21 protein-coding genes and 1 pseudogene are annotated in these 22,068 nt (G+C 63.3%); 12 read left to right on the top strand and 10 right to left on the bottom strand.

The window, feature by feature from the left end:
* Positions 1-130: 130 nt before the first annotated feature.
* Positions 131-1,360, bottom strand: coding sequence for a sigma-54-dependent transcriptional regulator (locus AB4X18_RS17195; protein ID WP_432816827.1), 1,230 nt, complete (start codon positions 1,358-1,360; stop codon positions 131-133).
* Entirely contained in the window at positions 1,357-3,051 is a 1,695-nt protein-coding gene (locus tag AB4X18_RS17190) for a sensor histidine kinase (protein WP_370401237.1), read from the bottom strand. Before AB4X18_RS17190 ends, AB4X18_RS17195 begins: the two co-directional genes overlap by 4 nt.
* A gap of 58 nt (positions 3,052-3,109) precedes the next feature.
* Here AB4X18_RS17190 and AB4X18_RS17185 point away from each other — a divergent pair, with 58 nt between their 5' ends.
* Entirely contained in the window at positions 3,110-4,291 is a 1,182-nt protein-coding gene (locus AB4X18_RS17185; RefSeq protein ID WP_370401236.1) for a cytochrome P450, read from the top strand.
* 227 nt (positions 4,292-4,518) lie between these two features.
* Here the strand turns inward: AB4X18_RS17185 and AB4X18_RS17180 are convergent, their stop codons facing one another.
* Positions 4,519-4,980, bottom strand: coding sequence for an Lrp/AsnC family transcriptional regulator (locus AB4X18_RS17180; protein ID WP_370401235.1), 462 nt, complete (start codon positions 4,978-4,980; stop codon positions 4,519-4,521).
* Between the two features lie 145 nt (positions 4,981-5,125).
* On the opposite strand from AB4X18_RS17180, the pseudogene cysG reads away from it, so the two are divergent.
* From cysG to AB4X18_RS17150, 6 genes and pseudogenes are all read left to right on the top strand, one after another.
* Positions 5,126-6,522: pseudogene (gene cysG / locus AB4X18_RS17175) on the top strand (siroheme synthase CysG).
* A complete protein-coding gene (locus tag AB4X18_RS17170; protein WP_370401234.1) occupies positions 6,522-6,818 on the top strand; it encodes a DUF2849 domain-containing protein in 297 nt (98 codons plus the stop codon). The pseudogene cysG and the gene AB4X18_RS17170 overlap by 1 nt, the downstream one beginning before the upstream one ends.
* Positions 6,818-8,482 carry a nitrite/sulfite reductase gene (locus AB4X18_RS17165; RefSeq protein WP_370401233.1) on the top strand — a complete coding sequence of 555 codons (1,665 nt, stop codon included), beginning with the start codon at positions 6,818-6,820 and terminating at the stop codon, positions 8,480-8,482. Before AB4X18_RS17170 ends, AB4X18_RS17165 begins: the two co-directional genes overlap by 1 nt.
* On the top strand, positions 8,472-9,263 hold the full coding sequence (locus AB4X18_RS17160) for a phosphoadenylyl-sulfate reductase (protein ID WP_432816826.1): 792 nt from the start codon (positions 8,472-8,474) through the stop codon (positions 9,261-9,263). Before AB4X18_RS17165 ends, AB4X18_RS17160 begins: the two co-directional genes overlap by 11 nt.
* Positions 9,260-9,673, top strand: a complete 414-nt coding sequence (locus AB4X18_RS17155; RefSeq protein ID WP_370401231.1) for a DUF934 domain-containing protein — start codon at positions 9,260-9,262, stop codon at positions 9,671-9,673. The genes AB4X18_RS17160 and AB4X18_RS17155 overlap by 4 nt, the downstream gene beginning before the upstream one ends.
* A gap of 89 nt (positions 9,674-9,762) precedes the next feature.
* Entirely contained in the window at positions 9,763-10,605 is an 843-nt protein-coding gene (locus AB4X18_RS17150) for a ferredoxin--NADP reductase (protein ID WP_370401230.1), read from the top strand.
* Between the two features lie 85 nt (positions 10,606-10,690).
* On the opposite strand, the gene AB4X18_RS17145 is transcribed toward AB4X18_RS17150, so the two are convergent.
* Complete coding sequence (locus AB4X18_RS17145) at positions 10,691-11,566, bottom strand: translation initiation factor 3 (RefSeq protein WP_370401229.1); 876 nt, start codon at positions 11,564-11,566, stop codon at positions 10,691-10,693.
* 212 nt (positions 11,567-11,778) lie between these two features.
* Here AB4X18_RS17145 and infC point away from each other — a divergent pair, with 212 nt between their 5' ends.
* Entirely contained in the window at positions 11,779-12,333 is a 555-nt protein-coding gene (gene infC / locus AB4X18_RS17140) for a translation initiation factor IF-3 (protein ID WP_432817432.1), read from the top strand.
* Positions 12,334-13,028: 695 nt separating this feature from the next.
* On the opposite strand, the gene AB4X18_RS17135 is transcribed toward infC, so the two are convergent.
* The 3 genes from AB4X18_RS17135 to AB4X18_RS17125 all read right to left on the bottom strand — a co-directional run bounded on the left by AB4X18_RS17135 (position 13,029) and on the right by AB4X18_RS17125 (position 16,950).
* Positions 13,029-14,846 carry an OmpA family protein gene (locus AB4X18_RS17135; RefSeq protein WP_432816825.1) on the bottom strand — a complete coding sequence of 606 codons (1,818 nt, stop codon included), beginning with the start codon at positions 14,844-14,846 and terminating at the stop codon, positions 13,029-13,031.
* 155 nt (positions 14,847-15,001) lie between these two features.
* Positions 15,002-15,985: a molybdopterin-binding protein gene (locus AB4X18_RS17130; protein ID WP_432816824.1), complete on the bottom strand. Its 984-nt coding sequence runs from the start codon at positions 15,983-15,985 to the stop codon at positions 15,002-15,004.
* Complete coding sequence (locus AB4X18_RS17125) at positions 15,982-16,950, bottom strand: XdhC family protein (RefSeq protein ID WP_370401228.1); 969 nt, start codon at positions 16,948-16,950, stop codon at positions 15,982-15,984. Before AB4X18_RS17125 ends, AB4X18_RS17130 begins: the two co-directional genes overlap by 4 nt.
* A gap of 146 nt (positions 16,951-17,096) precedes the next feature.
* Between AB4X18_RS17125 and AB4X18_RS17120 the strand changes: the two genes are divergently transcribed.
* From AB4X18_RS17120 to grxD, 3 genes are all read left to right on the top strand, one after another.
* Entirely contained in the window at positions 17,097-17,333 is a 237-nt protein-coding gene (locus AB4X18_RS17120) for a BolA family protein (RefSeq protein ID WP_370401227.1), read from the top strand.
* Positions 17,334-17,427: 94 nt separating this feature from the next.
* Positions 17,428-17,682, top strand: coding sequence for a hypothetical protein (locus AB4X18_RS17115; protein WP_432816823.1), 255 nt, complete (start codon positions 17,428-17,430; stop codon positions 17,680-17,682).
* On the top strand, positions 17,679-18,041 hold the full coding sequence (gene grxD / locus AB4X18_RS17110) for a Grx4 family monothiol glutaredoxin (RefSeq protein ID WP_370401225.1): 363 nt from the start codon (positions 17,679-17,681) through the stop codon (positions 18,039-18,041). Before AB4X18_RS17115 ends, grxD begins: the two co-directional genes overlap by 4 nt.
* A 96-nt stretch (positions 18,042-18,137) precedes the next feature.
* Here the strand turns inward: grxD and AB4X18_RS17105 are convergent, their stop codons facing one another.
* The 3 genes from AB4X18_RS17105 to AB4X18_RS17095 form a co-directional block, all read right to left on the bottom strand.
* Positions 18,138-18,548, bottom strand: coding sequence for a response regulator (locus AB4X18_RS17105; RefSeq protein WP_370401224.1), 411 nt, complete (start codon positions 18,546-18,548; stop codon positions 18,138-18,140).
* A gap of 347 nt (positions 18,549-18,895) precedes the next feature.
* Positions 18,896-19,288: a cell division protein ZapA gene (locus AB4X18_RS17100; RefSeq protein ID WP_370401223.1), complete on the bottom strand. Its 393-nt coding sequence runs from the start codon at positions 19,286-19,288 to the stop codon at positions 18,896-18,898.
* Complete coding sequence (locus tag AB4X18_RS17095; RefSeq protein ID WP_370401222.1) at positions 19,288-19,764, bottom strand: hypothetical protein; 477 nt, start codon at positions 19,762-19,764, stop codon at positions 19,288-19,290. Before AB4X18_RS17095 ends, AB4X18_RS17100 begins: the two co-directional genes overlap by 1 nt.
* Positions 19,765-20,014: 250 nt before the next feature.
* Between AB4X18_RS17095 and tkt the strand changes: the two genes are divergently transcribed.
* Complete coding sequence (tkt, locus tag AB4X18_RS17090) at positions 20,015-22,030, top strand: transketolase (protein ID WP_370401221.1); 2,016 nt, start codon at positions 20,015-20,017, stop codon at positions 22,028-22,030.
* Positions 22,031-22,068 lie beyond the last annotated feature (38 nt).

Raw genomic sequence — 22,068 nt, 5'->3', positions numbered from 1 at the left:
AGCACGATTTTACAGGCGCTTGCGGCGGAAACTGCATGTCTCATGCGGACATGCATCTGGGCCTATGTGCGAAATCCCGCACAGCACACAACGCCATTTGTGCGGAAATCCGCACATTCCAGCGGCTGCGTCAGCTCCGGAAATCCTCTGGCCGGATGCCATACCGCGCAAGCTTGTCATACAGCGTCTTGCGCGGCAGCTTGAGCGCCTCTGCCGCGGCGGATGCCTGCCCCGCGGCGCGGCGCAGTGCCGCCTCCAGAAGCGATTGTTCGACCTGGGCCATCTGCTCTGCCAGCCCAAGTCCTGCATCGGGCCTTACGTCTTCCGGCATGCCCATCACGAAACGCATCGCCACCGACATCAGCGCGCGCGCATTTCCCGGCCAGTCGCGCGCCATCAGATCGGCGATGACATCGGGCGAAATCTCGGGCGGGGTCAGCCCGGCCTGTTCCGCCGCCTGATCGACGTAGCGGCGGAACATCACCGGAATATCCTCCGGCCGCTCGGACAGCGACGGGATGCGCACGGTGAGCACATCGAGACGGTAATAAAGGTCGGCGTGAAAGCGCCCCTCCTCCACCTCCTGCGCCAGCTTGCGCGTGCTGCCAGCAATCAGGCGCGTCGGTGTGTCCCGCTCCACCGCTTCGGCAAGGGTCAGTTGCAGTTGCGGCGAAAGCTGTGTCACTTCGTCGATGAACAGGCTGCCGCCTTCGCCCTCGTCCAGGGCTTCCTGCAGTGCCTGTGCCGTCAGGCCCGCCGCCGCACGTTTCACAAAGGGCGCCTTCGACCGCGCCGAGCTAAGGTGCACGACCTCCGCCACCTTGGAAATGCCCGTGCCCGGCGCGCCCGTCACCAGCGATGCGCCTTCGGCTTGGGCGACCAGCCGCACGCGCCGGCGCAGCCCCTCCGCCAGATCGGAGGACCCAAAAAGCATCCGCGCCGCCGGATCGCCGGTTTCGACCAGATGCCGCAAACGCCGGTTTTCCAGCACCATCGCCCGCGTTTTCAGCGCCCGTTCCAGCAGGCTGATCAGATCACCCGGCGCGCAGGGCTTTTCCAGAAAGCCGAACGCCCCCTGCCCCATGGCCCTGACCGCCATCGGAATGTCACCTTCCCCGGTCAACAGGATCACCGGCAGGTCGGGATCCTGTTCCTGGGCATATTCCAGCAGATGAAAGCCATCTCGCCCCGGCATCCGGATATCGGACAGGATCACTCCCTCGAAACCCGGTGTGATGGCGTCCTTTGCCACCACGAAGGATCCCGCTGTCATGGCAGAGATGTCGGCAAGCTCCAGCGTCTGGGCCAGCGCTTCGCGCACGGCGGGATCGTCATCGACCAGAAGAACGCGATTGATCATGCCGCTTCCCCGACCGCGTCTGCGGCCCGTTCAAGGGTCACGGTGAATATCGCGCCGCCACCATCGGCATTGGCGCCGCGGATGTTGCCGCCAAAGCTTTGCACGATGCCATAGCTGATCGACAGGCCCAGCCCCATGCCGCCCGTCTCTCCGACCTGCTTGGTGGTGTAGAAGGGATCAAAGACCTTGTCAGGAACTTCGATGCCCGGCCCGGTGTCGCGGAAATTGACAGTCAGCGTGTCACCGTCCGACACCATCACGCACAGATGCCGGGTGTCACTGTCGGCCATCGCATCCAGCGCATTGGTGATCAGGTTGACGAAGACCTGGCTGAGCCGGACCTCCCCACCGCGCACCCAGATCGGGTGGTCGGCGGGATCGAATTGCAGGCTGACCCCCGCTTCATCGATGCGCGTCTGCGTCAGTTCAAGCGCCGTGCGCAACACCGCCCCCAGTTCCACCCTTTCCTGCGGGCCGGTTTCTTGCCGTGCAAAGGCGCGCAGGTTCTGGATGATCCGTCCCATGCGCCGCGCCATGTCCGATATGCGCGTCAGGTTTTCGGTGGCGCGTTCGGGTGTGCCGCGTTCCATGAACTGCACCGCGTTTTCGGCGAACGACCGGATGGCCATCAGCGGCTGGTTCAATTCGTGGCTGATCCCCGCCGACATCTGCCCCAGTGCGCTGAGCTTGCCCGCCTGCACCAGATCATCCTGCGCGCGGCGCAGCGCCGCCGTGCGCTCGGCCACCCGCGCTTCAAGCTGTGTGTTCGCTTCGGCCAGCGCGCGGCGCCGTTCTGCAGCAAGAAACAGCAACGATCCGAAGGCCAGACACAGGGCCGCCACCGCTGCCGCCTGCGCGCGTGCCAGCGCGCGGGCTTGCGTCACGTCCAGCAGCACTTCGCCGGTCATGCCGATCACCGGCAGGTCCTGTGTCAGATGCAGCGCCTCGCGCGGCAGATAGGGTCCCCAGCCGACAGTCCAGATCTCATGCCCGCCCAACCGCGCAACATCAAAGGCCGGTTCCGGTCCCGCGGGCGGACGCAACCCCGGCTCCCCCTCGGGCCGTTGCCACAGCAGGATTTCGGAACGGTTCGAGATATAGACCACGCCGCGCGCATCGGTGAAAAACGCCGGTGGATTGGTCCCGCGCCAGTTGTAGTCGATCCCGTTGAGGTCGGTGATCACCACCACTGCGCCGCGCACCCGGCCTTGCGGCCCGAACATCGGTGCGGCGTGATAGAAGGCGCGTTCCGTCAGGGGCAACGCGGGGCCATGCCCCCATCCCAGCGCCCCGCGCAGCGCCCGCTGCACCAGCGGTTGCCCCCTCAGGTCGCGCGACGTGCCTTCCTGTGCGGCGGCGCGCACGCGGCCATTCACATCCAGCACCAGCACATCGAGCGTCGCGGATTTGTCGGCAACCTCCTGCAACAAGGCCCGGCTCTGTTCTGGCGGGGCATCGCGCAGGGCGGCCACGACGCCGGGATGATCGGCCAGCGTGACCGCCAGATCGCGGTAGCGCTGCAACTGGCCCACCAGCCGGTCCCCCGCCAGGGCCAGATCCGCATCCCCGCGTGCTGCCAGCTGTTCCAGCCCCTGGTTGAAGCCATACCGCCAGACCGCAGCCGACAGCGCCAGCACAACCGCCAGAAACGCCAGCACAATTGCCAATCGTTGAACCCATCCCCGTCTCATGCCCCCAAATTGCACGACCCCTCTTGCAAAGGCCAGCGCCAGTTGATCCTGTCGGGCCATGGAAACACTGAATTTGTCGCCGCAGGACCCTGATTTCATCCAGAACCCCTATCCGGCCTATGACGCCGCCCGGGCGCGGGGTCCGGTGCTGTTCTGGCAGGATTACGGCATGGCCGCGGCCTTCGATGCGGCGACCGTCAAGGCACTGCTGCGGGACCGTCGTTTGGGGCGCGAGAAACCTGCGGAACTGCAAACGCCCTATCCGGCGCATTTGTCCGACTGGGCACTGACTGAGACCCATTCGCTGCTGGACATGGAACCGCCACGCCACACCAGATTGCGCGGCCTCGTCCTGCGCGCCTTCACCTCCCGGCGCATTGCTGGGCTCGCACCCGACATCATGGCGGTCTGCGCGGATCTGCTGCGCGGCAAACCGGACGGTCCCTTCGATCTGATCCCGGCCTATTGCACACAAGTGCCGGTGCGGATCATCGCGCGGCTACTGGGCGTACCGGAAGAGATTTCGGACGATCTGCTGCGCTGGTCGCGCGACATGGTGGCGATGTATCAGGCCGGGCGTGACCGAAGCGTGGAGGACCGCGCCAACACCGCCGCAGCCGAATTCACCGCCTTCCTGCGCAGCTACATTGACAAGCGCCGCAACGACCCGCGCGATGACCTGATCACGCAGTTGATCGCCGCGGAGGAAGAAGGTGAAAAACTGACCCCGGATGAACTGATCGGCACCTGTATCCTGCTGTTGAACGCAGGCCACGAAGCGACGGTGCACAGCCTTGGCAACGGGGTGAAATGCCTTTTGGAACACGGCACGCCCCACAGCGCCCTTGCGCCTGCGCAGATCACCGCCACAGTCGAGGAAGTACTACGCTTTGATGCGCCGCTGCACATGTTCACCCGCTTTGCCTATGAAGACATCGCCCTTGGTCCTCACACCCTTGAAAAGGGAGCGGAAATCGCCCTGATCCTGGGGGCTGCCAACCGCGATGGTGCCCTGTTCGACACCCCCCACCACTTCGATCCCGGCCGCCCCGTCAAACCGAACGCAACCTTTGGCGCCGGCCTGCACTTCTGCGTCGGCGCGCCGCTGGCCCGGCTGGAGTTGCAAATCGCCCTGCCCGCCCTCTTCGACGCCTTCCCGACCATGCAACTGGCCGAGCCCCCGCGCTATGCCGACAGCTATCATTTTCACAAACTCGACCGTTTGATGATCACACCGTGAGTCTTGCCCGTGTCAAGGATCGCGCAGCGACCGGGCTTGCCCGGCTTGTCCTTTACAGGGGCACGACTCACATCACCCTTGGACAGGCGCATTCAGGGCAAACCTGCCCCTGAATCGCTTCTCAGCAGGGGGATGCCCCTCCCTACCCTCACACCGCCCACTGCGCGGGGCTCACATCGGCCACAGATACCAGGCATGTCGTTGCGCCCGCAGGCGCGGCAATCAGGTCACAGCGGCAGCGCCACCGTCGACTTGATCTCCTCCATCGACAACAGCGCCGTGACATTGTGCACGCGCACCTCGGAAATCAGCGCCTGATAGAACACATCATAGGCCCGCGCGTTCTTGACCCGCACCTTGAGGATATAATCGATATCTCCCGCCAAACGGTGCGCCTCCTGCACTTCCGGTCGCCCCTTCAACGCCTTGAGGAACGCCTGCTGCCATTCCGCCTCATGGGATGAGGTGCGGATAAGGACAAAGAAACACGCCTCAAACCCCAGCGCCTCGGCATCCAGGATCACCGTTTGCTGACCAATCACACCGCCTTCGCGCAATTTGCGAATCCGGTTCCACACCGGCGTCTTGGAGGACCCCACCGCGCGCGCAATGTCGTCCAGCGACTGGCTGGCATCGCGCTGCAACTCTCCAAGGATCTTCCGATCTGTTTCATCTATCCGGACTGACATTCCAATAATCCTCACTTGGGCGAATGCGTGTTCTGTTTGGCGATACAGCTAGAACATGCGTTCTTATCTTCGCGCATATATGGCGCTTAAACGGGAATATTTTCTATATTGCAAGTCAGAAACAGCGCAACGCAAAGGCAGACCCATGGATCACTTTCCCATCTTCCTCGCCACGCAAGGCCGTCGCATCGTCCTGTCCGGCGGTGGGGACGCCGCCCTTGCCAAATTGCGCCTGCTCTTGAAAACGCGCGCGCGGATTACGGTGTTCGCCGCCGCTGCGGAAGCCCAGATCATGGCCTGGGCCGACGAAGGCCGCCTGATCCTGCACAAGCGCAGGCTTGAGCCCGGCGATATCCTGTGTGCCGCCCTTTTCTATGCTGCCGACGAAGACGCGGTGGAAGACAAACGCACCGCTGCCATCGCGCGGCGGGAAGGTGCATTGGTCAATGTGGTCGACAACCTTTCCGACAGTGAATTCATCACCCCCGCCATCGTCGACCGCGATCCCGTCACCGTGGCCATCGGCACCGAAGGGGCCGCCCCGGTGCTGGCCCGCGCGATCAAGGCAGACCTGGAGGAACGCCTGCCCCCGACGCTGGGCACGCTCGCCCGCATCGGCAAGGGGTTCCGCAAGATGGCCGAGGCGCTGCCCTTTGGCCGCCCCCGGCGCGACTTCTGGCGTGACTATTACTTCAACGCAGGTCCCAAAGCGATCAGCGCAGGCGAAGAGACAATTCCCGCGACCCTACAAACCCTGCTGGACGCCCACCTCGCCCGCAAAGCCCGCGCGGGCCACGTCGCCTTCGTCGGCGGCGGTCCTGGTGATCCGGAACTGCTGACCCTCAAAGCCCGCAAGGCATTGGATGAAGCCGACGTGGTGATCTACGACCGCCTGATCACGCCGGAAATCCTCGAACTCGCCCGTCGCGAGGCGCTGATGATCGACGTCGGCAAGGAAGGTTTCGGCCCCTCCACGCCGCAAGACCACATCAACGCCCTGCTGATTGAACACGCTCAGACCGGCGCGCAGGTCGTGCGCCTGAAATCCGGCGATGCCACAATCTTTGGCCGCCTGGACGAGGAAATCGAGGCTGTCGCCGCCCACGGGATCGGCTGGCACATCGTGCCCGGCATCACCTCGGCTTCTGCCGCCGTGGCCACCATCGGCCAAAGCCTCACCCGCCGGGGCCGCAATGCCTCCGTGCGCTTTCTCACCGGCCACGACATGCAGGGTTCGCCGATCACGACTGGACGGCGCTGGCCCGCCCCGATGAGGTCGCAGCCATCTACATGGGCAAGAAATCCGCCCGTTTCGTGCAGGGCCGCCTGCTGATGCACGGCGCCGACCGCGCCACGCCCGTAACAATCGTCGAGAACGCCTCCCGCCCCGATCAGCGTGTGCTCGCCACGACCCTCGCGCGCCTGCCCGACGATCTGGCAGCGGCCCACATGTCCGGTCCCGCCCTCACCTTCCTCGGCCTCGCCCCGCGCGACGCCCTCGCCGCCACGCCTGAACTCCCATCCCTGAAGGAGGCCCTGTGATGTCCAAGCCCTTCACCCCGAAGATCGTCACCGCCAATGCGTTGCTCGAAGGCGATGTGATCTACCTTACCGAAACCGGTTGGTCCCGCGACCTCAATGACGCCGAAGTCCTCACCGATGAGGCCCACGCGGACCTGCGCCTGATCGAAGCCTCGGCCCAGACCGGCGACGTCGTCGGCGTCTACCTTGCAGATGTGGAGATCAGCGACGGCATCCCAATCCCAACCCATTTCCGCGAGGATTTCCGCGCGCGCGGCCCCTCCAACTACGCCCACGGCAAGCAGGAGCAATTCTGATGTACCATTACACCGATTTCGACGCCGCCTTCCTCAAGGCACGCAATGCCCAGTTCCGCGCCCAGGTCGAACGCCGCATCGACGGGTCGCTCACCGAGGACGAATTCAAACCCCTGCGCCTGATGAACGGTCTCTACCTGCAACTGCACGCCTACATGCTGCGCGTCGCCATCCCCTACGGCACGCTCAACAGCGCCCAGATGGAACAATTGGCGATGATCGCGGACAAATGGGACAAGGGCTATGGCCATTTCACCACGCGCCAGAACATCCAGTACAACTGGCCCGAACTGCGCGATGTGCCCGACATGCTGGACGCATTGGCCGAGGTGAACATGCACGCCATCCAGACCTCCGGCAACACCATTCGGAATGTAACAGCAGACCATTTCGCCGGTGCCGCGGCGGATGAAATCGCGGACCCGCGCCCTGTGGCCGAGCTGATCCGCCAGTGGTCAACGGATCATCCCGAATTCCAGTTCCTGCCGCGCAAGTTCAAGGTCGCGGTCAGCGGATCGCCGCATGATCGCGCCGTGATCAAGGCCCACGACATCGGCCTGCGCATCGTCGAGCGGGATGGCGCGCGCGGCTACGAAGTCGTGGTCGGCGGCGGCCTGGGACGCACGCCGATGATCGGCAAGGTGCTGTATGATTTCGTCGCCGATGAAGACCTGCTGCCGACGCTGGAGGCCATCGTCAGCGTCTACAACCTGCTGGGCCGCCGCGACAACAAGTACAAGGCGCGCATCAAGATCACCGTGCATGAGAATGGCATCGACGATATCCGCGACCGGGTCGATGCGCGCTATGCGCTGATCCGCCCGCAGTTCGGCGGCGTGGATCAGCAGATGCTGGCCCGCATCACGTCGGATTTTGCCGCACCCGCGTTCAAGACAGCACCGGAAACCGCGTACCACCACGCCCGCCAGCACGACCCCGCCTTTCGCAGCTGGTCCGACACCAATCTGTCGGAGCACCGGGCACCCGGCTACGCCATCGTCTCCATCTCCCTCAAGGCCCACGGCAAAACCCCCGGCGATGCCTCCTCCGCCCAGATGCGCATCCTGGCGGGGCTTGCGCGACGCTACGGTCACGATGAATTGCGCATCAGCCACGAGCAAAACGTGATCCTGCCCCACGTCCACAAGGAAGACCTGCCCTCCGTCTACGCCGCCCTCAAAGCCGCAGGTCTCGGCACCGCCAACATCGGCCTGATCTCAGACATCATCGCCTGCCCCGGCATGGATTACTGCGCGCTGGCCACCGCGCGTTCCATCCCCATCGCACAGGAGATCGCCACACACTTCGACGCGCTGAAGCTGGAACACGACATCGGCCCGCTGAAGATCAAGATCTCCGGCTGCATCAATGCCTGCGGCCACCATCACGTGGGCCATATCGGCATCCTCGGCCTTGATCGCGCGGGCGTGGAGAACTACCAGATCACCCTGGGCGGTGACGGCACCGAGGACGCGACCATTGGCGAACGTGCAGGCCCCGGTTTCTCCGCTGATGAAATCATCCCGGCCGTCGAACGGCTTGTGATGGCCTATCTCGACCTGCGCACGGAACCGTCCGAAACCTTCCTGCAGACCTACCGCCGTCTTGGCCTTGCACCCTTCAAAACCGCCCTCTATCCACAAGCACAAGCCAATGCAGCCTGACACACCCCTGCTTCCAAATGGCAAAAAAAACCTCCCCGAAGGGCCGATCCGCCATCAAGCGGTGCGCCGCGACGTGGCGCGACTGAATGCCGAGCTGCGCCACCACGCGGCCCCGGACGTGATCCGTGCCGCGCTGGCCGCGATCCCGCGCGTTGCGCTGGTTTCCAGCTTCGGCGCGGAATCGGTGGTGTTGCTGCACCTGGCATCGATGGTGCAAAAGGACCTGCCGGTGATTTTCATCGACACCGAACTGCTGTTTGCCGAAACGCTGGTCTACCAGCAGGAACTCACCGAACGGCTGGGCCTGCGCAATGTCACCATCCTGCGCAGTGGCAACATCGCGCAGGCCGATCCAGGTGGCACCTTGCACCGCCGTGACCCCGACGCCTGCTGTGCGCTGCGCAAGACACTGCCGTTGCAAACCGCCCTCGACGGGTTCGATGGCTGGATCACCGGACGCAAGCGCTTCCAGTCCGGCAGCCGTGCGGCGCTTCCTCATTTCGAGGCCGAGGCGCGCAGCCATGGGGCGCGGTCGCGGCTCAAGGTCAACCCGCTGGCCTATTGGAACGCGCAAGACGTGCGGAACTACATGGACGAAAACCGCCTGCCGCGTCATCCGATGGTCGCGCGCGGCTATCCCTCCATCGGCTGCATGCCCTGCACCTCCCCCGTGAAGGCGGGTGAAGATACCCGCGCAGGCCGTTGGCGCAACAGCACAAAAGACGAATGCGGCATTCATTTCGCTGAGGGCCGCACCCTGCGCACAGGAGCAACGACATGACCCAATTGATCAATGATACCGGATTTGTGGCCGACGACTGGACTCACGGGTTCTGCGACGCCGGTGCGGCCAATGATTGCCGCGCGCTGGACCTGCCCTCGGATGCAAAACCCGAAGACATCGCGCTGAACGACGGGTTGGAGATGATCCGCATCGACTTTCCCAGTGCCGCCGACGGGCGAGGCTTCACCATTGCCCGCGCCTTGCGCCTGCGCGGTTATGCGGGCCGCTTGCGCGCCAAGGGTCATGTCCTGGCCGACCAATACGCCATGGCGCGCCGCGCCGGGTTTGACGAAGTTGAAGTCAACGATGAGATCGCCGCGCGCCAGCCTGCCGCGCAATGGCTCTTTCGCGCGGATTGGCGGGCGCATGACTATCAGAACCGTCTGCGGGGCAACGCCGCGGGCTGACCAGAGGGCCTTGCGTCGCCACGCGCAATTGATTTCCACAGAAACTTGACGTAGGAGTGGGACACAAGGATCGCTTGTGTACGAACGATATGACAGAGCAGACACCCGTGAACAAAACCACAGCCATAGCCGCCTTGCCCGATGCGCAGACCGTCACATCGGTAAAGCACTGGACCGACGACCTGTTTTCCTTCCGGGTGTCGCGCCCGCCGTCCCTGCGTTTCCGCTCCGGCGAATTCGTGATGATCGGCCTGATGGGCGATCCCCATCCCGAAACCGGCAAGCAGAAGCCGCTTTTGCGTGCCTATTCCATCGCCTCGCCCGCCTGGGATGACGAGTTGGAGTTCTACTCCATCAAGGTGCAGGACGGCCCGCTGACCTCCAGACTGCAACACATCAAGCCGGGCGAGCAGATCATCCTGCGCCCCAAGCCTGTGGGCACGCTGGTGCATGACGCGCTGCTGCCGGGCAAGCGCATCTGGTTTTTTGCCACCGGCACCGGGTTTGCGCCTTTCGCCTCCCTTCTGCGGGAGCCCGAAACCTATGAAAACTATGACGAAATCATAATGACCCATACCTGCCGCGATGTGGCGGATCTGGAATACGGACGCCAGTTGATCGAGAATTTGCGCAAGGACGAGATGATGCTGGAACTGCTGGGGCAGGAAAACCTCGACAAGATCCGCTATTATCCGACCACCACGCGTGAGCAGAGCCCGAAGATGGGCCGCATCACCACGCTGCTGGAAGACGGCACGTTGTTCCGGGATCTGGGAATTGATGGCATCCGCCCCGATACCGATCGCGCGATGATCTGCGGGTCCATGGGGCTGAACACCGATCTCAAGCGCATTCTGGAAGGGTTCGGGCTGGTCGAAGGGGCCAATTCAGACCCACAGCATTTCGTGGTCGAGAAAGCCTTCGTCGGCTGAACACGCGCTCCGCTGCGTGCAGACATTGAAAAAGCCGCGCCCCGATCCGGGACGCGGCTTTGTCTTTTTGCCGGTTCTGACCGGTTCAGAGGCCCATTGCCTCGCGGACCCGGTCAAGCGTCGCCTTCAGAAGGTCGGGATTGTCCTGCGCGGCCTTCAGGCCCTGGGTCAGCGTGGTCTTCTGCAACGCGCCCAGATCGGAAGCTTCAATCATCTCGCTGACCTTGTCGAAGTTGAAGCCATCAACCGTCAGCAGTTCTGACAACGCACTGGCTTCCGTGTCTGTTGCGGCTGCCGCGACTTCTTCCGTGCCTTCGGCGGCGGTTTCGGCGGCCTCATCAACCGCTTCAGCCGCATCGCTCCCATCGGTGGCTGTGTCTGTCGCCTCCGTTACGGCTTCGGTCGCGGTATCCGCTGCTTCGGTTGCGGCCTCGGCGGCCGTGTCAACTGCATCGCTTGCCGCTTCGGTGGCGGTTTCAGTGGCGTCAGCTGCGGCTTCGGTGGCGGTTTCAGTCGCGTCGGTTGCGGCTTCGGCGGCTGTGTCAACGGCGTCGGAGGCCGCGTCTGCAGCCGTATCGGCCGTATCAGTCACCGCATCCACAGCATCATTGACCGCTTCAGTCGCGGTATCCACCGCGTCACCTGCGGCTTCAGTTGCTGTGTCCACAGCGCCTTCAACAGCTTCTGCGGCGCTGTCGGCGGCTTCCGTTGCGGCGTCTACAGCGTCCTGCGTGGCTTCAACAGCTGTGTCCACGACACCTTCCGCCGTATCTGTGGCCGTGTCGGCAGCCTCACTGACCGCCTCTGCCACACCACTGGCGGCATCGGTTGTGGCATCCGCAGCGGTGCTGGCCGCCTCGGAGGCATCGGTCGCCAGTTCGGTCGCGGATTTGCCAGTGTACAGCATGTACCCTCCAATCGCCACGACCGCCGCAACAACAATCCAAATCAGATTTTTCATCGTCTTCCCCTTATTCCCAATCAACGGGTTTGAGACCCTTTTTCACGCCAACCGGCGGACAGGCCTTTACGTTGGTGGAAATGCGCTGCCCTTGGGTGTTCTTCAAGGGGAAATTCTGCCGATAGGCGGCATGCAGCCGCATTTAGGCGCTTGAAGAAACACACTTTGACGGCTAATTTGCAGCTTCAGATAACTGAAATGACCAAAGGACGATCATCATCGCTCGCAGACCCCACAACGCGCCGCCAACCCGGGATACCGGCCCGCGCGTCAACAGTGCCATTCGATCCAACGAAATTCGCCTTATTGGCGCAGACGGCGAAAACGTCGGTGTCGTGACACCGGACCGCGCCATGGACATGGCAGAAGAAGCCGGGCTTGATCTGGTTGAGATTTCTCCAAACGCCAATCCACCCGTGTGCAAGATCATGGACTTCGGCAAATTCAAGTACGAGACGCAAAAGCGCGAAGCCGAAGCGCGGAAAAAGCAGAAGATCATCGAGATCAAAGAGGTCAAGTTCCGGCCTAACACCGACACGAATGACTATGACGTCAAGATGCGCAACGTCTTCAAGTTTCTGGAGAACGGCGACAAGGTAAAGATCACCCTGCGTTTCCGGGGCCGGGAGATGGCCCACCAGAACCTGGGCCGCGAGTTGCTGGAACGGGTGGCCGAAGACACCAAGGAACATGGCAAGGTCGAGAACTTTCCCAAGATGGAAGGCCGCCAGATGGTCATGCTGATCGGACCCATGCCGAATAAGTAGATCCCGATGGTCTTCTCATCGCTCCCTCAAGGGGGAGCGACTGCCAGACCTCGGCATTGGCAAGCCAACGCCTTGGAAGGCCGCCAGATGGTCATGCTGATCGGACCCATGCCGAATAAGTAGATCCCGATGGTCTTCTCATCGCTCCCTCAAGGGGGAGCGACTGCCAAACCTCGGCATTGGCAAGCCAACGCCTTGGAAGGCCGCCAGATGGTCATGCTGATCGGACCCATGCCGAACAAGTAGATCCCGATGGTCTTCTCATCGCTCCCTCAAGGGGGAGCGACTGCCAGACCTCGGCATTGGCAAGCCAACGCCTTGGAAGGCCGCCAGATGGTCATGCTGATCGGACCCATGCCGAATAAGTAGATCCCGATGGTCTTCTCATCGCTCCCTCAAGGGGGAGCGACTGCCAGACCTCGGCATTGGCAAGCCAACGCCTTGGAAGGCCGCCAGATGGTCATGCTGATCGGACCCATGCCGAACAAGTAGATCCCGATGGTCTTCTCATCGCTCCCTCAAGGGGGAGCGACTGCCAAACCTCGGCATTGGCAAGCCAACGCCTTGGAAGGCCGCCAGATGGTCATGCTGATCGGACCTATGCCGAACAAATAGGCTCCGATATAGTGCCGATACGAAAAGCCCCCGTCGATCAACGGGGGCTTTGCTGTTTCAGGGCTGCCTACGATGGCGATCTACCGCAGCAGGCCGGTGATATTACGCACCACGGCGCGGCGGTTTGCCGGTTCGGCATCCTGCGTGGCCACCTTCAGCGCGCTTTCGCCATACCCCTGTGTCACCATGTTCTCCGCTGGCACCCGGAAATACTCCGTCAGGGCAAGGGCCACGGTTTCCGCGCGCCGGTCTGACAGGGCGAGGTTGTAGCTGGCACTGCCCACTGCGTCCGTATGCCCTTCGACTAGGATCACGGTGCGCGGGTCTTCGGTGACCAGATTGCGCAGGGTCGTGCCGATGCGCGCCAGCGACCGGGCCTGTTCGGGCCGGATCGCGGCTGAGCCGGTTTCGAACCGGACGGCATCCAGTTCAAGTTCGGGCACCAGCGCGCGCACTTCGCGAATTTCGCGCACCTGGCGGAGGGAAAAGGCCCTGTCGCGATCCAGATTGGCCTCGGCCTGCAACGCGGCGCGCAGGGCAGCCTCATCCGCGTTGCCAACGGCGGCACTGCGGGGTGTTGCAGCGGGCAGTTTTGACACTTCGACCGCCTCTTCTTCGACCAGATCATTGAAAAGCACGTATTCATTGCCCTGCGGGTCCACATTGATGCGGCGCAGGACCGACCCGTCGCGGCCCCGGATCGTCACGATCTTCGAGCCGTCGGGCCGGATGACGGTGCTGCGGCTCGACCCGTCCGAGAACGTCTCCGTGCGTACCTCATCGCCTGGACGGCGGATCAGGGCGTCATCGTCCTTCAACACCCGCAAGCCGCCATCGGGGTCTTCGACGACGACCCGGTCACCGGAATTGCTGACCACCTTGTCACCGTTCTTGAGGATCGACCCCACGACCACTGCGCCCAGGCCCAGCAGAAGGGTCTTTTCCAGCTTGCTAAGGCCGTCATCCTGCGGCGCAGGTGCTGTTGCCGTTGCGGCCGCAGTCCCTTCTCCGGTGACGGTCGTTTCGAATTCCTCATCCGACGCGCGCACTTCTTCCGTCGTCACTTCCTCGGTGACGACGTCGGCGTCACCCTCCCCGCTGTCGGCTGCTGCAGCGGCGGCAGCAATTGCTTCACGCTCGGCTTCGCGTTCGGCGCGGCGCTGTTCCTGACGGGCGGCCTTTTCTGCCGCAAGCTGCTCCGCGTCGGCAGTCTCTTCGGTCTCTGTGGCGTCGGTTGCCAGATCGGTGCTTTCGGTTTGATCTGTTTCGGCCTGCTCCGCCGCTGCTGCTTCCGCCTCAGCCTGTTCCGCCGCTGCTGCATCCGCCTCAGCCTGCTCCGCCGCTGCCACTTCCGCCTCAGCTTGCTCTGCCGCCGCCGCATCCGCCTCAGCCTGCTCTGCCGCTGCCGCTTCCGCCTCAGCTTGCTCTGCCGCCGCCGCATCCGCCTCAGCCTGCTCTGCCGCTGCCGCTTCCGCCTCAGCCTGCTCTGCCGCTGCCGCTTCCGCCTCAGCTTGCGCTGCCGCTGCTGCTTCTGCCTCAGCCTCCTCCGCTGCCGCCGCATCCGCCTCAGCCTGCTCCGCTGCCGCTTCCGCCTCAGCTTGCTCTGCCGCCGCCGCATCCGCCTCAGCCTGCTCTGCCGCTGCCGCTTCTGTCGCAGCCTGCTCCGCCGCTGCTGCTTCAGCTTGTTCCGCAGCGAGGGCTTCTTCGGCGAGGGTATCGCGCAACAGCGAAAGTCCGTCGGCGTTCTCAACCGTCTCGCCGTTCAGGGAACAGGGAAACACGGCCTCGCCCCCATCTGGTGCGCATTCGGGCGCTTGGGTTTGTGCGGTGATGGGTCCCGGGAGGGCGAGTGCCAGGCTCATCCCCAATGCCGTGGTGGAATGCAGAAACTTCTTCATCGGTACGTCCTTTCGACATGCGCGCGTCATCCGGCGCGCTTTCACGATAGAACGCATGTGGGAACCCGTGGTTCCGCTATTCAATAACAAGGCCGATTCACGGCCTGCCGCCACCGTCAACACTGGCGGCATTCCGCCGGGCCAACCAGACCGGCCTAGCGCGATTGCCGGGGTTGGGGGCGTGTAGGGATTTCCTTGAGCAGCCCGCCAACTCCCATCCCGGCAATGTCTGCTGCGGTCACCGGCAGTCCGCACAACACCCGCGACAATACCCAATCCGCACCATTCAGCGCCGGCGCGCGGGCGCAGCCGGGCAGACCGATGACCGGCACACCGGCCAATTCGCCAAGAAAAAGCAGGTTGCCGGGGTCCACGGGCATCCCGAAACGGTGCACCGCACCGCCAGCGGCGCGCAGGGCGGCCGGGGCCACATCGTCAATATCCGACGTGGCAGACCCGGTGAGGATCAGGATCACGTCAGAGGATGGCGCGGCCAGCGCTTCCGTCAGCGCGCTGCGCGTGTGCGGGACGATCAGGGTCTGTTCAAGCGTCACGTTCAACGACGCCAGTCGCGCATCAATGGCGGTGCGGCCCTTGTCACCGGGTCCCTTGGGGATGTCGGTCACGATCAGGGTCGCGGTTTTCAGCTTGGGCGACGCGAGCCCGATTGCGCCCCCTCCCGCCGCGGCGCAGGCCCTTTCCAGATGATCCCCCGCCACGGCGTAGGAGATCATCTTGATCGTCGCCACCATACCGCCGTCGCGCATCTGCTGAAACGGTGGCACGGTCGCGATGGTGATCATGGGATCGATGGCATTCACCGCTTCAAGCGCGGGGACGTTCAACACGACCACGCCCGGACCGTCCGCCAGCAGATTGACGCGCCCCGTGAACGGTTTGCTGAGCCGCAATCCCGATCCCGTCACCGCCTGCGCCAGCCTGAGCGCTGCGGTGTTTTCGTCAACATCGCCGTCTTCGAGCCTTGCGACGATCACTTCGGACAATCCGGCCGTTTTGAGCGTGGCAACGTCCTGCGCCGACAACACCCGGCCCTTGCGCAGCCGTCCGGTATCCGTGGCGACGGAATGGGCCAGAACAGCGCCCTGCGCGGCCTTCAGGGGGACCGGCCCGAACTTCATGGCTTGCGCAGGGTCTGGATGATCTGCGCAAGGATGGAGACCGCGATTTCCGCGGGCCCCGCTGCGCCGATATCAAGGCCGACCGGCCCGCAGATGCGGTCGATTTCCGCAGCGCTGAACCCGGCCTCTTCCAGCCGCGCCACCCGCGCGGCGTGGGTGCGCTTGCTGCCCAGGGCACCGATGTAGAACACATCAGAGCGCAGCGCGATTTCCAGTGCCGGGTCGTCCAGCTTGGGGTCATGGGTCAGCAACACCAGTGCGGTACGCGCATCAACCCCGATTTCCTTGAGCGCGTCATCGGGCCAGTCATTGATCACCCGCGCGCCCGGAAAACGGGCAGCCGCGCCGAAGGCTTCACGCGGGTCAACGACAAGCGGATCAAAGCCTGCGCCTTGTGCCATGCTGACCAGATGCTGGGCGATGTGCACGCCGCCCACCACGACAAGCCGCAGCGGCGGGTTGTGAATGGCCACGAAGGTTGCGCCGTCTTCGCTGACGCCGGATCGGTCAAGCCGGAACCGGTCCGCGTGACCGTCCCGCACCAGTTTGCGTACAGAGCCATCAAGGGCTACCTCATATGCGATCTGCTCCCGCTGTGCGCGGGCTGCAACCAGTTCCTTGAGCATCTCAACAGGCATGCCGCCCTTGCCTATTGGCTCAACCAGCACGCGGATGTTGCCGCCGCAAGCCAGCCCGACGGCAAAGGCGTCGCCATCGCTGACGCCGTATTCCAGCACCCGGGTGCCGCCCTTTTCGATGACTTCCTGCGCTTCCATGACCACGGCCCCTTCGACGCAGCCGCCCGATACGGACCCTTCCATCGCGCCATCCCCGGCCACGACAAGCTGTGCGCCCACCCGGCGGGGCGCGGAGCCCCAGGTTTCGATGACCGTGGCAAGGGCCGCGCCCTGCCCGTCCTCGACCCAGGCCAGCGCCTGTTCGGGTGCCTGATCGATCTGTTGCATGTCTTCGCCTCCTCCCACGCCGCCTGATCCAAGCCTATGCGCGGGGACGCAAAGCCTCAACACCCACGATGGTCTGCAATTGCTTGCACAGGGTACGGCGCATCACTACATCTGGGCCAGAAGATATCAACCAAGCGGAGCCTGCCATGCCCATGCAAGCCAGTGAGATCGAAGAGCTGATACGCGCGGCCTTTCCGGATGCCGAAATCACCGTGGAGGGCAACGATGGCGTGCACATGGCGGCCATGGTCGTCGACCCGTCCTTCAAGGGTATGAACCGGGTGCAGCAACAGCGCGCCGTCTATGCCGCGCTGAAGGGCAAGATGGATGGCAGCAATGGTGAATTGCACGCCTTGGCCCTGACCACACGGGCACCGGGTTAGGCTTATGTGGGGTTGGGTGATTGGTGCGGTAGTTGTTGCGGTGGCGGGCATTGCCTGGTCCCAGCATCGCGCGGGAGCGGGTGTCTATCGCCCCATGTCGTCACGCCAGCCCGCCCGCCCCGATCGCGCGAACCGTCCGCTGGGTACCGAAGCACTGGACCTTGATGCGGTGCGCCGCACCCAGCGCCGCAACGAGAGCCTTGAACGGGCGCATACAAGCTGGACCGGCCGCCGGGGAAAACTGACGGGTACTGAAAGCGCTGACACCGATATCGAACCATTGGCTGACGATGAAACCTATGCACGGCGCTACCACGCCGCATTTCAACGGAACAAGGACAAATCATGACCGACGCAACAACCCAGATCAAAGACGAGATCACCAAGAACGACGTGGTTCTTTTCATGAAAGGCACCAAGGAGATGCCGCAGTGCGGTTTCTCGTCGCGCGTGGCGGGTGTGCTGAACTACATGGGCGTCGATTTTTCCGACGTGAACGTGTTGGCGGATGAAGGCATCCGGCAGGGGATCAAGGAATTCTCCGACTGGCCCACAATCCCGCAGCTTTACGTAAAGGGTGAATTCGTCGGCGGCTGTGACATCATCACTGAAATGACCATTTCGGGTGAGCTGGACACGCTGCTGGAAGAAAACGGTGTCAGCTTTGACAAGGACGCCGCCGACAAGATCCGCGAAGCAAACGCCTGATCGCGCGGGCATCGCGCCCTTCAACGGAAGATCGACCTGCCGGGCCTGTTTTGCCCGGCATTGTCACGCGCCGCCCGGTCCGCGCCTGTCGAGCCGTCAGGTACAGGCCGTGGGCTTGTCCTGATCTTTCGGGACACCTCGACCGATCAACGCGGCAAGATGGGCCAGATGCTCAAGACACAGCGGTTTGTTGAGGAATTCGCGCACCGCGTCAAACTGCATGGCGCGGTCATAATCGCGTGGGTTCAGCGACGTGGTCAGCATGACGACAACCGGCGCGAAATCCGGTCCCACAGCTTCTGATGCGGCCTGCAGAAATTCGAACCCGTCCATGCGGGGCATGTTCACATCCAGCAAGATCAGATCGACCGGAGGATTGTCGGGATCGAGCAGGTAATCCAACGCGTCACGGGCCCAGAGGAAACCAATCACCTCGTCCACCATGTCGGAACGCTTCATGACCCGGCGGTACATCATCTGATCGATTTCGTTGTCGTCGATCATCATCAGACGTTTAATCCGAAGACCCGAATCCACGGTCTGTGCTGCTGGGATCAAAACGAAACGGCCTTGTGCAGCCTAAAAAGGTCAGGAGCATTGCCAGTGTGACATTCATGGGCAGTGCACCGAATGGGGATCAACTCCTTCCCGGTCCGGTCGAACAGGGCCTGCGGATCTCCAGCGGCAGTAAGCCACCGCCAAAGGAAGTCGCGCCTGCCGGAAAGCCACCTGAAGGTCTTAGCGAGTTCGTTCATGTCGCGCCCCTGTTCCGCACCCCCGGATCGGGGAGGCTGACACACCCATAGGACGAAGATGTTAAGGATTGGCTAAGCTGGGAGAGGCAGGCAAACCATTCAGGTATCGCCGCCTTCTTCGACCTGCGCGGCAAGTGCTTCGGCACGCGCAGCCAGTTCGGCCAATGTATCGGTGACCGACTGTGGCACCACGGGCACCTCGACGCGTTCGGGCTGAGGGCTGGCGTTGCGCAAACCGGCCAGTTCCGCCTCACGCTCTGCCAGTTGCGCGCGGACCTCGGCGATCCTGTCATCGACCGATGCGGCCTTGTCCGCCAGCAACAGGCCCGCCATCAGCAACATGCGCGATTCCGGCATCCGCCCGACTTGATCGGACAAGACCTGCGCTTCGTCATCCAGCATCTTGGCGGCGGAATGCAGATACCCTTCCTCGCCTTCCTGACAGGCGACTTCAAACTGGCGGCCGCCGATTGTGATCCGTACCTCTGGCATCAGGCCTCCTCCTCAGCGGCGTCTTGCACCAACGGGGTCAGTGCCGCCAGGATCGCGTCCGTCTCGGCGATGTCGCTGGCGCGGGCGGCGCGCAGCGCTTCAAGCTCTGCCAGCATGGCGGTGTTGATCAGATGCGGCTCCCCCACGCCTTCTTCGTTCGCCTCGCGCAGCGCCGTGCAGGCTTCGGCCAGTTGTTTGTTTGCCTGACGCAACCGCTGCAGTTCAAGATCAAGTGCTGCGATGCGGCCGCTGGTATCCTCCACCTGCGTGCGCAGGCCGGCCAGTTCCTCGTCCGCCTTGGTTTTCAGCGCATAGACACGTTCGCGCAGCTGTGCATTCGCGGTGCGTTCATCTTCCAACGCTTGCAAGGTGTCGGGATCGGGTGCGGGCGGTTTGTCCTTGGCGGCATCCACCCCCTTGGCGATACGGTCCATCGCGGCGGTGATGCGGCTTTGCAATTCGTCGATGTCACTCATGACCCGGTCTGATACTCCTGCGCGTCGCTCTGCTGGCCACGGATCGTGCGAATCGCCCGAAGCCTTTTCCTTACATAATCCTAAAGAACTGCCACCACAAATGCGCCCCCTTTTAGATCAGCACCTTGTGCGGCGAAGTTGATGCAGCAAGTCCCCGCCGATCGGCGGATCGGCTTGCACTTTGCCAATTGGCTGGTATGGACAGTCAAAACGCCCCTCCGGCACCGCTTTTTGGCAAAGGACATACCCCTTGGATCTGAACGTACTGCGCAAAAACCATCCCGATCACTGGGCCAAGGCCACAGCCATCCGCACGCTGACGCTGGACGCTGTCGCGGCGGCGAATTCCGGCCACTCGGGCATGCCGATGGGCATGGCGGACGTGGCGACGGTTCTGTTTGAACGTCACCTGAAGTTTGACGCGGCGAACCCGCTCTGGCCCGACCGCGACCGGTTCATCCTGTCCGCCGGGCATGGGTCCATGTTGATCTATTCCCTGCTGCATCTGGTCGGCGATACGCAGTTCCCGCTGGAAGAAATCAAGAATTTCCGCCAGTTGGGCGCGCGCACGGCGGGCCATCCGGAAAACTTCCTTGCCGATGCGATTGAAACGACCACTGGCCCGCTGGGTCAGGGCATTGCCAATTCGGTGGGTTTCGCCATGGCCGAGGAAATCCAGCGTGCGACCTACGGCAAGAAGATCGTGGATCACCACACCTATGTCATCGCGGGCGACGGGTGCCTGATGGAAGGCGTAAGCCAGGAGGCGATCACGCTCGCCGGTCGGCACAAGCTGAGCAAACTGATCGTGATGTGGGACAACAACGACATCACCATCGATGGCCCGGTGTCCCTGTCCGACCGCACCGATCAGGTGGCACGTTTTGCCGCCGCGGGCTGGCACACGATCGAGATTGACGGCCACAACCCGGATGAAATCGACGCGGCCCTGACCGAAGCCAAAGCCTCAGACCTGCCCACGATGATCGCCTGCAAGACCCATATTGCCCTTGGGCATGCCGCGCAGGACACCTCAAAGGGTCATGGGGCGCTGACCGATCCCGACCAGTTGCAGGCTGCCAAGGACGCTTATGGTTGGAAGACCGGCCCGTTTGAAATCCCGTCTGACATCAAGACCGCATGGGAGGAAATCGGCAAGCGTGGCACCGCAGAACGCCGCGCCTGGGAGGAACGGTTCGATGCGATGTCCCGCAATAAGCGGGAGACATTCAACCGCGCACTGGCCGGTGACCCACCGAAGAAGCTGACCGCGACCATCAAGGCGTTCAAAAAGCAGATGTCGGAGACAGCCCCGAAGCTGGCCACCCGTGCCAGTTCCGAAAAGGCGCTTGAGGTGCTGAACCCGATCCTGCCCGAAACCGTGGGGGGATCTGCAGACCTGACCGGGTCGAACAACACCAAGACGTCCGATCTGGGGGTGTTTGACGTGGACAACCGGGGCGGGCGGTACATCTATTGGGGCATTCGCGAACACGGGATGGCGGCCGCCATGAACGGGATGGCACTGCACGGTGGTGTGCGTCCCTATGGCGGCACCTTCATGTGCTTTACCGATTACGCGCGCCCTGCCATGCGTTTGGCCGCCTTGATGAAGATCCCCACGGTATTCGTGATGACGCACGATTCCATCGGCCTGGGCGAAGACGGCCCCACGCACCAGCCGGTCGAACATCTGGCGATCAGCCGCGCGACACCGAATACGCTGGTGTTCCGCCCCGCCGATACCATTGAAACGGCGGAAGCTTGGGAGATGGCACTTTCATCCACGGCAACACCTTCGGTTCTGTCGCTGACCCGTCAGGGCCTGCCGACCGTGCGGACGGAACACAAGAACACCAACCTCAGCTCCAAGGGCGCTTATGTCCTGGCGGATGCGGAGGGCAAGCGGCAGGTGATCCTGATCGCCACCGGATCCGAAGTGCATCTGGCCATGGCAGCGCGCGACATTCTGCAGGCGGACGGTATTGGCGTGCGGGTCGTGTCGATGCCCTGCATGGAGCTTTTCGCGGCACAGGACGATGCCTATCGCAAGCGCATCCTGCCCGGTGGCGCGGTGCGTGTCGGTGTCGAAGCAGGCGTGCGTCAGGGTTGGGACCGCTGGCTGCTGGGGGAACGCGGCAAGTTCGGCAAGGCGGATTTCGTCGGAATGGACAGCTTTGGTGCCTCTGCCCCGGCGGGTGAATTGTTCGAGAAATACGGCATAACCGCTGCCAACATCGCTGAAACGGCGCGCGCGCTGCTCTGAAAAACGGTGAGGACGGCTCTGCCCCGCCTCTGAAGGGA

The sequence above is a fragment of the Sulfitobacter rhodophyticola genome (genome assembly GCF_041281685.2).
In the GTDB taxonomy this organism is placed as follows: Bacteria; Pseudomonadota; Alphaproteobacteria; order Rhodobacterales; family Rhodobacteraceae; genus Sulfitobacter.
The sequence above is the reverse complement of the archived record's forward strand: the minus strand, read 5'-3'. Positions and strand labels throughout refer to the sequence as shown.

Excerpts from the sequence above, each read along its gene's own strand:
- AB4X18_RS17135 (WP_432816825.1), bottom strand. The coding sequence starts at position 14,846 with ATGAAGAAGTTTCTGCATTCCACCACGGCATTGGGGATGAGCCTGGCA.
- AB4X18_RS17185 (WP_370401236.1), top strand. The coding sequence starts at position 3,110 with ATGGAAACACTGAATTTGTCGCCGCAGGACCCTGATTTCATCCAGAAC.
- AB4X18_RS17155 (WP_370401231.1), top strand. The coding sequence starts at position 9,260 with ATGACCCAATTGATCAATGATACCGGATTTGTGGCCGACGACTGGACT.
- AB4X18_RS17145 (WP_370401229.1), bottom strand. The coding sequence starts at position 11,566 with ATGAAAAATCTGATTTGGATTGTTGTTGCGGCGGTCGTGGCGATTGGA.
- grxD (WP_370401225.1), top strand. The coding sequence starts at position 17,679 with ATGACCGACGCAACAACCCAGATCAAAGACGAGATCACCAAGAACGAC.
- AB4X18_RS17180 (WP_370401235.1), bottom strand. The coding sequence starts at position 4,980 with ATGTCAGTCCGGATAGATGAAACAGATCGGAAGATCCTTGGAGAGTTG.
- AB4X18_RS17115 (WP_432816823.1), top strand. The coding sequence starts at position 17,428 with ATGTCGTCACGCCAGCCCGCCCGCCCCGATCGCGCGAACCGTCCGCTG.
- AB4X18_RS17195 (WP_432816827.1), bottom strand. The coding sequence starts at position 1,360 with ATGATCAATCGCGTTCTTCTGGTCGATGACGATCCCGCCGTGCGCGAA.
- AB4X18_RS17130 (WP_432816824.1), bottom strand. The coding sequence starts at position 15,985 with ATGAAGTTCGGGCCGGTCCCCCTGAAGGCCGCGCAGGGCGCTGTTCTG.
- AB4X18_RS17170 (WP_370401234.1), top strand. The coding sequence starts at position 6,522 with ATGTCCAAGCCCTTCACCCCGAAGATCGTCACCGCCAATGCGTTGCTC.
- AB4X18_RS17120 (WP_370401227.1), top strand. The coding sequence starts at position 17,097 with ATGCCCATGCAAGCCAGTGAGATCGAAGAGCTGATACGCGCGGCCTTT.
- AB4X18_RS17095 (WP_370401222.1), bottom strand. The coding sequence starts at position 19,764 with ATGAGTGACATCGACGAATTGCAAAGCCGCATCACCGCCGCGATGGAC.
- AB4X18_RS17160 (WP_432816826.1), top strand. The coding sequence starts at position 8,472 with ATGCAGCCTGACACACCCCTGCTTCCAAATGGCAAAAAAAACCTCCCC.
- AB4X18_RS17100 (WP_370401223.1), bottom strand. The coding sequence starts at position 19,288 with ATGCCAGAGGTACGGATCACAATCGGCGGCCGCCAGTTTGAAGTCGCC.
- AB4X18_RS17165 (WP_370401233.1), top strand. The coding sequence starts at position 6,818 with ATGTACCATTACACCGATTTCGACGCCGCCTTCCTCAAGGCACGCAAT.
- AB4X18_RS17125 (WP_370401228.1), bottom strand. The coding sequence starts at position 16,950 with ATGCAACAGATCGATCAGGCACCCGAACAGGCGCTGGCCTGGGTCGAG.
- AB4X18_RS17105 (WP_370401224.1), bottom strand. The coding sequence starts at position 18,548 with ATGATGATCGACGACAACGAAATCGATCAGATGATGTACCGCCGGGTC.
- AB4X18_RS17190 (WP_370401237.1), bottom strand. The coding sequence starts at position 3,051 with ATGAGACGGGGATGGGTTCAACGATTGGCAATTGTGCTGGCGTTTCTG.
- AB4X18_RS17150 (WP_370401230.1), top strand. The coding sequence starts at position 9,763 with ATGACAGAGCAGACACCCGTGAACAAAACCACAGCCATAGCCGCCTTG.